7 protein-coding genes are annotated in these 12,284 nt (G+C 53.1%); 2 read left to right on the top strand and 5 right to left on the bottom strand.

The genetic code is table 11. The features are described 5' to 3' along the window. Nucleotides 1–147 precede the first annotated feature (147 nt). On the bottom strand, nt 148–2,088 hold the full coding sequence (locus RC85_RS22455; protein ID WP_068266986.1) for a hypothetical protein: 1,941 nt from the start codon (nt 2,086–2,088) through the stop codon (nt 148–150). 564 nt (nt 2,089–2,652) lie between these two features. Between RC85_RS22455 and wecB the strand changes: the two genes are divergently transcribed. After that, entirely contained in the window at nt 2,653–3,771 is a 1,119-nt protein-coding gene (gene wecB / locus RC85_RS22460) for a non-hydrolyzing UDP-N-acetylglucosamine 2-epimerase (protein ID WP_261340486.1), read from the top strand. A 157-nt stretch (nt 3,772–3,928) separates the two neighbouring features. After that, nucleotides 3,929–4,171, top strand: a complete 243-nt coding sequence (locus RC85_RS22465; RefSeq protein WP_068266988.1) for a hypothetical protein — start codon at nt 3,929–3,931, stop codon at nt 4,169–4,171. Between the two features lie 21 nt (nt 4,172–4,192). Here the strand turns inward: RC85_RS22465 and RC85_RS22470 are convergent, their stop codons facing one another. The 4 genes from RC85_RS22470 to dnaE all read right to left on the bottom strand — a co-directional run bounded on the left by RC85_RS22470 (nt 4,193) and on the right by dnaE (nt 11,224). Next, nucleotides 4,193–4,540, bottom strand: a complete 348-nt coding sequence (locus RC85_RS22470) for a histidine kinase (protein WP_068266989.1) — start codon at nt 4,538–4,540, stop codon at nt 4,193–4,195. Next, the gene (locus RC85_RS22475; protein ID WP_068266990.1) at nt 4,537–5,382 is read right to left on the bottom strand and encodes a sugar phosphate isomerase/epimerase family protein; all 846 of its coding nucleotides are present in this window, start codon (nt 5,380–5,382) and stop codon (nt 4,537–4,539) included. Before RC85_RS22475 ends, RC85_RS22470 begins: the two co-directional genes overlap by 4 nt. 30 nt (nt 5,383–5,412) lie before the next feature. Continuing rightward, on the bottom strand, nt 5,413–6,120 hold the full coding sequence (locus RC85_RS22480) for a hypothetical protein (RefSeq protein ID WP_235033250.1): 708 nt from the start codon (nt 6,118–6,120) through the stop codon (nt 5,413–5,415). A 175-nt stretch (nt 6,121–6,295) separates the two neighbouring features. Continuing rightward, the gene (gene dnaE, locus RC85_RS22485; RefSeq protein WP_068266991.1) at nt 6,296–11,224 is read right to left on the bottom strand and encodes a DNA polymerase III subunit alpha; all 4,929 of its coding nucleotides are present in this window, start codon (nt 11,222–11,224) and stop codon (nt 6,296–6,298) included. Nucleotides 11,225–12,284 lie beyond the last annotated feature (1,060 nt).

A 12,284-nucleotide genomic window follows, 5' to 3' on the forward strand; every position in this document is an offset into this window, starting at 1 on the left:
AAGCGGTATTTGCTGGTCAATTTACATTTTTCAGTGTTCATTTTGCAATTTGCAATCAACACCGAGGCCGGTCAGCCACAAACCCCCAAAGTCGTCCAGTTTCCCTCCACGCAAACATTTTCATCAGGCCAGGCCAAGCCTTGACGACTAGCGACGTCTTCCTCGGTTTCCACCACCCGAACCGCCGCGACCCGCTTTGGTCTTTTTGTGGTTTTCGATGTTGTTTTCAACGAAGATATCGATGGTCTCCAACCAAGTCGGCACGGCGGCGCGTTTGGGTTGACGGCTTTCGCCTTGCGAATCCGAATCCTTGCGTCCTCGAGATCCACGACCACCACGGCTTCGACCGCCGCGGGAATTGTCGTCATCGCGATTGTTGTCTTCGCGGTCGCCGCGGTCACGATCATTTCGATCGCTGCGATCATTTCGATCACCGCGTGGGCCTTCATCGCGATCGCTTTCGTTTCTGTCACGATTGCCTCGACCTCGTCCACGTCCGCCTCGCCCACTACGTCCACCGCGACTGGGCTTTTCTTCGCTGCTAGCCGAGTTTGTGTCGGAGCTGCTATCTGAAGAATCGGAATCGTCATCGAAATCAAAATCGTCGCCAAAGGCCGATGATCGGGCGAGCGGATCGTTGCTGCTGGATTCGGATGCTCGGCTTTCAGACTTTTTGGATTGGCCTTCTTCGGATCCGCGTCCGCGGCCTCTACCACCACGTCCGCGCCTTCCACGGCGGCTGCGTGGTGCGTCATCATCGCTGGAATCATCATCGCTGGAATCCTTGTCGCTGGAATCCTTGTCGTAGGAACTACCACGATTTCGACTGCTTTTGACTTCCTGACCATCGTCTAGCAGGCCGCCGCCGAAACCACCAAAGTCTGAATCATCAGCGTCGTCTTTGGCGACTTCCTGTCGAGGCCGATCCGAACGCGATCGATCCGAACGCCCGCTTTCGCTGCGGGGACGATCGTCTGAGCTACTTTCGGAACTTCCACCTCGGCGGGCACCGCCGCGCTGGGGGCGTTGTTCGCGGCGAGGTGAATCTTCTCGTGAAGAATCGCTGCGTGAAGAATCGCTGTGGGCTGAATCGCCGCGACCACGGCCCCTGCCGCGTCCTCGTCGGGAACGTGATCGACCGGAATCTTCGTCGCCGGAAGATTTTTCAGAGTCGCGATCCCGCTTTGGTTCGCTTCGCTGGGTATCGCTGCCCGATTCTGCGTCAATGTCATCAAAGGCGCTTGGTTTGGATGAACGATCTTGCTTGGGGCTGTCGCCGCGATCCAGATCTTCTTCACCGATCCGTTGACGAGCACCACGTCGTCCTCTTCGACCACGTCGGGGACTTTCGCTATTTGAGCTTTCGTCGTCACCGCCAGGGCGATTTCGTCCTGATCGACTGCGATCGGATTCAGAAGACGCCGAATCTCCGCGAGCGTTTTCCGAGCGTTTGGGGCGACTTTCTCGACTTGGTTTGTTTGCCGAAAGCTCATCCTTCCCAAGCTGGTTAATCGCTTCATCCAAAGCGTTCGGATCAGACTTGGGACCGGAGGCGGCTGAGTACGAGGATTCACCAGCGGGACGTGTCGGTGTCCCGAATCCTGGCAAGACTTGTGGCGGTTCGACGGAGGTGAGGGCTTCGAGCACGTCGCCATCGCCCGAGTCGTTGCCACCAAATTTGGGTTCAGGTTTGCTGGCCTGCGGTGTTGCTACCGGGGTTGGGGTCGCAGTCTTTTCTGGCTTTTCCTCTGCCACAGCAGCCGTTTCGGGTTCGGCGGCAAACGCGATCGGTTGCTCATCAACTTGATCAGCAATTTTTCCAAACGATGAATCGTCTTCAGATTCGCCACCAAAGGAGGGCTCCGGTGCTCGCTTGTCTTCAACTTTTTCTTTTTCCGCCGCCGGCTCAGCTTTCTCGAGAGAATTAGCAGCCTTTTCGCTCGGCTCTGCAGTTTTCTCGGCCAGCTCGGCAGCTTTCTTCGGCGGCTCGGCAGCCTTCTCTGGCGGCTCCGCAGCTTTCTTCGGCGGCTCCGCCGGTCCAGGGGTTCCAAGCAGATTGGCGAGGAAATTCCAGTGATCTGATCTCATAAAAGGTTGTCGTTTAGTATCGGTGTATTGGGTTGAACGGTGCCGATGGCACTCAGGTATTCGATGCCACCACTGTTTTTGCCCTGAATGCTTCGATGCCTGAAAGCTTCTGTTTCGATCGCTTTGGCGTCGATTGGTTTGACACCGATCGCCCGTATCTTGATAGGCCTGGGCGTCGATGATTCGGGGCCGGGAGTGGCAATTCTGTGTCTGTTTTGGCGTCTTTCTCAGTTGCGTCACCCTTTTAGCGGTGACCTTGACCTTCTTACTCTGTTTGTCTTGTCTTCAGTAATCTAACGAGGGGGAAGCGGGAGCGGCCGAGAATCGGCACACCACTTTTCCGGGATTCGCTCTGCGCTCACCTTTCCGGGATTCGCTCTGCACCGGCTTCCGGACTATATGTATAGCCGCCGGGGATTGTTTTCCCAAGCCCAACGCCGACTTCACCGAAGCGAAAAGAACCGAAAACCGATGACGTCTCAACCGCCAATTGACCCTCCAAATCGCCAAAACGCTCCAAATTCAAACGCATCTCCTTCCTCCAGCTCGCTCCTGCGGCCGCTGATCGTTTTTGGCACGCGGCCTGAGGCAATCAAGATGAGCCCATTGATTCTGGAGTGCCAAAAGAGGCCCGATACAATTGCGCCAATCGTCTGCAGCACCGGCCAACACCGCGAAATGCTCGCTCAAGTGTTGGGATACTTTGGGATTAAGCCCGATATCGATCTGGGGCTGATGAAACCTGGTCAGACGCTGACCGGTCTAACTTCAGCTTGCTTGTTGGCCGTTGATGAAGTGATCCAGCAGCAAAAACCGGATTGCGTGGTCGTTCAGGGCGACACGACAACCGTGATGGCGTCGGCCATGGCCGCTTTTTACCACCATATTCCTGTCGTCCATGTCGAGGCAGGCCTGCGAACGGGCGACTTGATGGCTCCCTGGCCCGAAGAATTCAATCGCCGCGTCGCCGGTATCGTGACCCAGCTTCATTGTGCTCCGACTAAACGAAGTGCCGATGCATTGCTCGCTGAATCGGTTCCCGCCGAAAACGTTCGCGTCACCGGCAATACCGTGATCGACGCTCTTCTGCACACCGTCGAAAAACAACGCAGCGAAACGGAATCGTTGGCCCAAAAGTATCCCGCAGCGATGGCCGATAGCGTCGTCTTAATCACCGGTCATCGCCGCGAGAATTTTGGTGGCGGCTTGGCGGATACCTGTGACGCGATCGCAGAATTGGCCCGCAATCATCCTGAAACACAATTCATCTACCCGGTACACCTAAATCCTAACGTCCAAGGGCCGGTACACGACCGACTTGGTGGACTCGACAACATTCATCTGGTTCCACCAGCAGACTATCCCGAATTTGTTTGGTTGATGGATCGAGCTGACGTTGTCTTGACCGATTCGGGTGGCGTTCAAGAGGAAGCACCCTCGCTTGATTGTGCTGTTTTGGTCACGCGAGAAAAAACCGAACGCCCAGAAGCCGTCGACGCCGGATTGGCAGAACTGGTCGGAACCGATCGGCAACGAATCGTCGATCGCGTAACAGACGCCCTGGCTAGCCGATCCGAAAAAGCAAAGGCCTCAGCCACCGACACAATCATCAATAATCCCTATGGCGATGGAAAAGCGTCACAGCGAATCGCCGACTGGATGCTAGAACGATTTGCGTCCTAAAGTTTTTTCGGTTTTGTTGTAGGCCGGAACAAGCGGAGCGAAGTTCCGGCAATTGCATTTTCAAAAATGCTTTCGCATTTAAGAACGGTAGTGACAAACGACCACGATCGCCCCAAAATGAGTCTCGGCAAATTTCCTCAACCCAACAGGTAGACTTTTGGACGCTCCACTGATCAAGATCGACGACAAATGGATTCCGTTGTATCGGATTGTTTGGGTTGCCGATGTTCCACACTTTTGCGGTGAACCGGACTGCATGCACGAAGGTGATTACGAAATCCGTTTGGACGTCGATGATTCGCTTTGGTGCAGCGGAGTAGGTCGCGACGAAACAGTCGCGGCACTCAAAAAGTGGTGCAGCGATCCAAGAGGCGAAGAAGGCGGTGGAGATTGGAAGTAGCAGTCCGGTTCTACGACCGCTTCAGCTAAACAATTCGGCGACGCTGGCATCCAGTTGGCCGTTGGTCAGTACGGTTTGGATTCCCGCTTCACGAGCCGCTTTCAATTTGTCCACCTGAACATGAGGACCGTAAGCGATCACGCGAGCATCGGGACAGGCTGCTTGGCTCTGGCTGATGATCTTTTCAGTCAAACCGCTTCGCGTCGACAAATCTAAAATCACAATTTTGATGTCGTCCGCATTCTCGGCAGGCAAATTGCCGCCCATATAGAAAGTCCAGCCTGCGGCCTGAGCAGCAGACTTAACCTTCGATGCAAACAGCAAATCACCCGTCAACATCGCGACGGTTCTTGATGTTAGCTGATTCATGATCTCTTCTCCATTTCCGTCTTCATGAAGTTCAATCCATCTTCGGCCAGTTTTAGCTCATCGTCAAACATTCGCCGCCAAATTTTGGTCGCGTCCGCAACTTCTGGTAGAGCTAACCCGAACGCCTCGATGGTTAACCAATGGTCGTAGCCAATTGCTTTGATGGCGTCAAACGTTTCGTCCCAGCGAATGTTTCCGGCACCGGGTGTGCTGCGATCATTCTCGCTGATATGAATGTGGAACAGCTTATCGCCACCGGCAGCGATGGCCGATCCAATGTCTTTCTCTTCAATGTTGGCGTGAAAGGTGTCATACATCATGCCGCAAGCTGGATGATCAACGTCCCTGACAAAACGAGCTGAATCGGCGTGAGAGTTTAAGAGGTAGCACTCGAATCGATTCAGTGCCTCGACAGCCAATTGAACACCAACGGTCGCCGCATACTCGGCAACGCTGCGCATGCTATCGACACCCCATTTCCATTCGTCTTCGGTTGGTCCTTTGCCGCTGAACACACCAATCGCCGAGTGGTAGGGGCCAACGAGTGTTTCGACACCCGACGCGGCGCAGCAATCGAGAGCTTTCTTGTTTTGTTCAATCCCGCGGTCACGCGTCTTTTGGTCTGACGAGATTGGGTTGTCTTCCTGGCCACGAATCGTCGCTGCAGTGCGTTGCAACCCGATCGAATCGAGCCTTTTTCCAAAGGCGGCATAGTCGAGGTCCAAGTTGAAAACAGGGATTTCGACGCCGTCATAGCCAATCGCCTTTAGTTTTTCGCAGGTCACCAGCACGTCGTCGCTGACTTCGCCGTTCCACAACAACAGGTTCATGCCATACTTCACGGGCGTGCTTTCTTAGGAGTTTGTGATTACTCAAAACTTAAACGGGTTCCCGCCATCCGATGGCGTTAACAATTCTTGTCGGCGAGATTCAACCAGCTTGTCGGTTTCAGCTAGCCACCCAGTCAATTCGTCAGGCAACGCTGAAAGCCCCACACGTTTCATCACCTGATTGAGTCTCATCAACAGTAAATCGTAATCCAGATAGTCAAACAGAAATCTAATCTCGGCGTACTTCTCCACCACGCCTGCCAGCTTTTCAGTTGGCTTTCCGGTGATGGTGTTCACGCACCGCTGGATCACGTTCGCGTCCTGCGCGATGATGGAATCGTAGTACCGTTTTCCGATCGACGGATCGCGACGAAGCCAACCTGCATCGAGCAACATTTCGATAATGATGTGGCCGACAAACATCGGGCGAAAACCAGAATCACCCGGCAACCGATCGCGAAGCTGCACCGCCAATTCCAAATTGGTCGTCACAAAAGCCTCGCTGCCGTGGAACCAATGATCATCGTCAATGTGGCGAATGATCCCGTGGGCAACTTGCTGCAACTCATTGTCATCGCTATCCAGATGAACCTCGGCCATCTTTCGCCGAGCACGAATCTTGCGATCAACCACACTCAACCAGTCCGGAACCCCCGTACACATCGCCATCAAAGGCTGGTCTAAATAAGGAATCGCATGGCAGAGGAAATTCATAGCAGCAGCATAGCCGATCAAAGTCAGTTTGCTCACCAGCGTTCACAGGGCAACTCACTTTTTGAATCTGGGCAAGCTCTTGTGAGCCGCCGGCGGTAACGCCTCGGGCATTTCCATCAGCCCGATCGCGACAGCCCGAGGCCTTACGGCCAGCGGCTCACAAACGCAAATGGCTGCAAGCCTCGGTACCGATACAATGACAAAACCCTGCCTAACGTGGCTTACTCATCAGCAGTTTGTAACTGCCGCTGCCTAGGAAATCTTCTAGCCGTTCACGAAGCTCGGGTGTGATTCCGACACCTTGTTTAACGACTTTCATTTGAATCACATCGCCGTCGGTCATTTCTACGCTCAGCATTAGATCTTGCTTCCCCGGGTAGCCACGCAAGATTTCTCGAAGACCATGAACGGTTTCTGGCCCATGCTCTTTTTCGTCCAGCATGATTCGCATTCCGTGCGTGTAGCGGCCTTCCAGTTCCTCAAACAACGTCAGCTCGTCGATGATCAAGTTGGCTTCATCACCACCTCCACGCCGATCGACTTTTCCCTTTGCTAAAACGACCGCATCAGGTTGAATCTTGTCGCCGTGGTTGGCGAAACCTCTGGGCCAGGAAATGCACCGAATCGAACTCTGCATATCTTCCAAATCAAAGTTCGCGTACTTCGACGGTTGGCCCGGTTTGGGGTTCTTGGTATGAGCAACTTTGATGGAGCTGATCATCCCACCAAGGGTCACTTCGTCACGATCCTTGGCATCGGCAAGCCGGTCGATCGTGTGAGTGCGAAAGGTTGCAAGCTTCTTTTCAAATTCAGCAAGCGGATGACTGTCCAGGTAGTAACCAAGCACCTCTTTTTCAGCGATCAATTTTTCCCTGTCCGGCCACTCGTCCATTTCCGGCAGCGGCGTTGGGGCCGCGGATTCCTCTTCGGACTCTTCTTCATCAAATGCACCGAACAGACTCGTTTGGCCGCTCTTTTTGTCGGCTTGCACTGCCGCACCCGCCTGCACCGCACGCTCGATCACCGCCGCTAATTGGCTGCGGTGCGCACCAAAGCAATCCATCGCGCCGGCTTTGATCAGCGTTTCGATCGCACTCTTGTTGCACGCCGCTGGATCAACCCGTTCGCAGAAATCAAAGATGTCTTTGTAGGGACCATTCTTCTTGCGTTCTTCTTCAATCGCAACGCCCGTCGCACCACCGCAACCCTTGATCGCGGAAAGTGCAAAGAACACTTGCTTGCCTTCGACCGAAAAATCAAACGCACTTTTGTTAACGCACGGCGGCACGACTTCGATCTCCATCCGATCGCAGTCCTCCATGTGCTCAACGAGCGCATCTTTTCGCTTAAAGTTTCGACCCGAAATGTCGCTCGACAAAAGTGCCGCCATAAACTCAACCGGATAGTGAGCTTTCAAAAACGCCGTCTGATAAGCCACCAACGCATACGCGGTACTGTGCGAATTGTGAACAACCAATCCGCCTGCAACAAAGTTGTGATCTTTGTCAACTTCTAAATCGTAGACATCCTGTTTGCCCGCCGATTCAATCGAAACAACTTCGTCCCAAAACACATCACTGTCGGCATGCTGTGTTAGCGATTCTGATTCAAGATGTTTCCCTAATTTACGAATCGTCGACCGTTGGAAACCACGTTTTGCGGAGGGTGCAACGCGGCAGAACTCCTTCATACTGACGCCTGTTTCGCTCTCGAATTGACGCCATGTCAGGCCAGATTTAAGTCGAGATTCTTGTACCAGTTTCCTGACTTCTGCCGGAATCAGATCACCCGTTGTCAATCCAACGCCGCTCTCGACTCGATCGAGCGCCAGCTCGACGGCCTGTTCCTTGCCAACAATCTCAGGCCCAACTTGACGAAGGAATTGGCAGCGTGATTCATGCCCTATCAAGTGAACCGTGTAGCCGTCGCGAAGGCTCATATTTCCGAGGTGCGAATACTTGAACTCTTTTTTGGTCACTCGAGACGCGATTCCGATTCGCTGTAGCAGAAACTGGACGTCTTTAGCCAGCGCCGGTGATGACGTTGCATAGTACGACTGCTGACCTTGCTTTTCGACGTAACCGTCACCCGCCCACAGTCGGCCGAGCAATAAGGCTGTTTGATCAGGCGCAAGTCTACGGGATTCCTCAGGCAACGATTTTTCAGTGGCCGTTTTGCCGGTCAGCCCGAGTCGTTTTGCCCATTCAAATGCGCCGCATCGAAGTCCCTTGATCGCCTCGGCCGCCACCGCCGTTCCGACACCCGCGTGATCGAGCGCGTCAAGCCTCGTGTCTCGCCCGGTTGAAAGACAAACTTCCATTCGCCCGCCTTCGCGATGGTCCACTCTGGCTTTGGTTTGATCGAAGAGCTTTGCGTGATTCGCAAAGTCAGCGATCTGCGACTCATCGTTGGAATAAAAGTAGAGGCAAGATGGATGGCAAAGGTTGCCCTCGGCAATCAACCACCCCAGCGTTACCACTTCGTGATCTCGCCATTTAATTGGCTTCTCAATGTCGATCGTACGAGCGACAGCCACTCGGTCGCCAACGGCAATACCATCGATATCGGTCCAACCCCCAAAGGTTCGCAGTGGATGATTTCCCGTTGCCGTGATGGACCGTCCTGAACGGAGAGTAACCTTGAAGGTTTCTTTGACTCCATTCCAGACAACATCCAGTACACGACGTTGAACAAGTTTTTCGTTTTCGTCCAAAGCGTGAATTGTGAATTCTTTTTTGCGATGGAAAAGCTCCTCGACGGTCGTGGGGATTCCAGTCGTCGAATCGAGGATCTCTGTTTCGCCAACAACACATTTATTGAAGCCGTAACCGGCAAACTTGACGATCAAATTCCAAATGTCGTCGGCTTCTTTTTTGTCCAGCCCGTTTTCAATGCTGCCCGCAATAAAGGCTTCGTAGTTGGCGTCGATCAACGCTTGTTTCTTTTTACTGATCGCCTTAATGCAAGTGTACGCATTGGCCAGCGGAATCTTGCCCAAGCGGTTCAAAATCCGCATGACCTGTTCTTGGTAGACCATGATCGAATTGGTCTCTTCCAGAACCTCTTTCATCACCTCGTGTTTGTATTCGGGCTGCTGTCGCCCGTGCTTGATGTTGACGTAATCGTCGACCATCCCGCCTTCCAACGGGCCTGGCCGATACAACGCCGCGGTAGCGATAATGTCGTTGAACGTGTCAGGCTTCATTCGGCATAACAGGTCGCGAATTCCGCCTGATTCCAATTGGAAAACCCCCTTGGTTTCACCTCGTTGCAACAACGCATACGACGCCTTGTCATCGAGCGGCAATCGCTGCAAATCCAGGTCCTTGCCCGTCGTTTGCTTGATCAGTTTGACCGTTCGCGACAGGATCGTCAGGTTGCGAAGGCCCAAGAAATCCATCTTCAGCAAACCCGACGCTTCCACATCGTTCATTGCCCATTGGGTAATGACTTCTTGCTTGCCCGGCACCCGAGTCAGCGGCACATACTCGTCGAGCGGTTTGTCGCCAATCACGACAGCGGCCGCGTGCGTGCCAACGTTGCGAGCCAAGCCTTCGATTTTCATCGCCAGATCCAGCAATTCGCGGACCTCTGGATCGCCCTCATAAGTTTGCTTTAAGTCAGCACTCTTTTCGATCGCTTTGCTGATCGTAATCTTCAACTCATCAGGCACCATTTCGGTCACCTGATTGACGCGTCCAAGTGGAACGCCCAACGCACGCCCCACGTCTTTGATCGCGGCGCGGGCGGCCAACGTACCAAACGTTCCGATCTGGCAAACCATTTCGTTGCCGTACTTACGTTTAACGTAGTCAATCACTTCGATCCGACGTTCTTTTTCAAAGTCGATATCGATATCAGGTGGCTCGGTCCGCGATTCGTCCAGGAATCTCTCGAACAGCAAGTCGTACCGCAGCGGGCACACGTGCGACATGTACAACGCGTAACAAACAATCGCCCCCACGCCTGATCCCCGCGCGGTCGCGCTGATGCCGACTTCGCGAGCGTAGATGACAAAGTCCCAGACGATCAAGAAGTATGTCGGATAGCCCAGCTTTTCAATCACGCCAAGTTCGCGATTGAGCCGCGCAATCACCTCTTCACTCAGTTCCCCATCAATGATTCGTTCGTCGTCACCTTCGTACCGTTCCAGCAACCCTTTGATGCAGAGTTCTCGCAAGTATTCAAGCGGCGTTTTTTCGTCGGGACATTCAAACCCGGGAAAGAAATACTTATTGAATTCAATGTCGATGTGAACGGTGTCGGCGATCTCTTGGCTACGAGCACACGCGTCTTCCAACCCTGGAAACTTTTCATACATCTGATCCGGGCTGCGCAAGAAAAACTGATCGTTCTCCATCTTCATACGGTTGGAATCGGTACGGTAGCGCCCCGTGTTGATGCAAAGCATAATGTCTTGTGCTTCGGCGTCACTTTGATTGACATAGTGGCAATCACTGGTCGCAACCAAAGGAATTCCCATTCGCTTAGCCATATCGACGGCGTTTTCCAATTGCAAACGCTGGATCTCGACACCGTTGTTCATAATTTCGATGAAGTAACGATCCTCGAAAACATTGTGGAACCAACCCGCAATTTCACGAGCCTGTTTTTCAACGCCCTCGGTATCGAGTCCCTTCATCACGCAGCGGCTAAATTCGCTGCTGACGCATCCCGACAAACAGATGATTCCTTCGCTGTGTTTTTCCAGCAGTTCTTTATCGATACGAGGCTTAAAGTAAAAGCCTTCCAATGAAGCAGCCGACGCCATTTTGATCAGGTTCTTGTAACCGACGTGGTTCTGGGCAAGCAGCGTCAGGTGATAGCTGGCGTCTTTGCTGGATGACGCGCCGCCTTTGTCAAAACGCGATCCTGGTGCGATGTAGGCTTCGTAGCCAATGATCGGATTGATATCCTTGGCTTTCGCCTTGCGATAAAACTCCAGTGCACCGTGTAGGTTTCCGTGGTCGGTCAATGCCATCGCAGTCATACCGTGCTCCGACGCTCGGTTGACCAATTTGCCAATGTCGCCCGCGCCGTCCAGCAGCGAGTAATGCGAATGACAATGCAGGTGAGCAAACGGCCGCACCGTTTTGGGTGCATCAGTTTCAGGCAAATTATCGGTCACAGTCATATTCATTTGGCAACTCTATCTAGTCAGCAATTGTGGCCCCAATAAAGAATCTCGGGGCAAACATTCGGGCTATTTCTAGCGTACCCAACTGACCAACATGGGGCACAGTGGGGATGAAATTTGGCACGCCGACTAAAGACCTGTCCTGAAATAACTTCAAGAGATTCGATTCCCCCCAAATCCCAACCCGAACGCGTCAGCGAGGGATTTACGCGTCAAACAAGATCCCTCGCTTACGCGTTCGGGTTGGGAAATCGGGAAGCTATTCTGGGACTGTTCCAAAAGTAGGCCGTAGCGAGTGGAGCGAGTTACGGCAGGGCTTCAGTCGCGTACAGCTAATCATGGACTGACCCCTGGCGGCCCCAGCTACAAAAAAACCGAGAAGCTATTTCACGACAGTTCCCATCTGCGGGGATCGTTGCAAAAAAATGTCGTGCCTCGCTCCCTCGCCACGTCGTGTGGTTGCTGGAACACGTCGGGAACGTTGAATTCTGACAGGACGCTGGCGTTACAGCAAAGAAGAGATGCCCCAATCCGGCATCTGATTGAAGAACAGGAATGGTTCAAAAGTGCTGACTTGGGTCGCACTGATGGGGCATTACCAGGGCGACGAAGGCGAACCCTCTTTTCCAAGCCAGCGTTTCGAATCTTAGCGAGTTTGCGAACCTTTTCCATACCGAGTCCAAGGATTCGTCGAACTTCATCTTTTGGTGCGGATCGGAAGCTTTTCCACGGCTCTCCTTCGGATTTCAAGCCTGATTTGTTGCGACGCCACTGAGACATTTCAATGTGGTTTACAACAAAAAACTTCTGGGCCGAAGATCGTTTTCTAAGAAATGGTCACGAAATAACTTCCATGTTTGGAAATATCTGTCGCAGCATGGCCCGCCAGGCTAACGCTATGAAGTATGCCTATAACTGTTTAACCGCGTGGGCATCGCCCAACGCCGTGAAGGGTTTTATGCAGCCGTGTTGTTATCAATTCGCTGTAGCTTTTCGCGTTCTTCTTTCTCGATGGGGCGGACTTCGGGTGGTTTGATTTTCTTCTTCTTTTTCTCGGATACCT

Origin of the sequence: Rubripirellula obstinata (assembly GCF_001642955.1) — a bacterium.
In the GTDB taxonomy this organism is placed as follows: Bacteria; Planctomycetota; Planctomycetia; order Pirellulales; family Pirellulaceae; genus Rubripirellula; species Rubripirellula obstinata.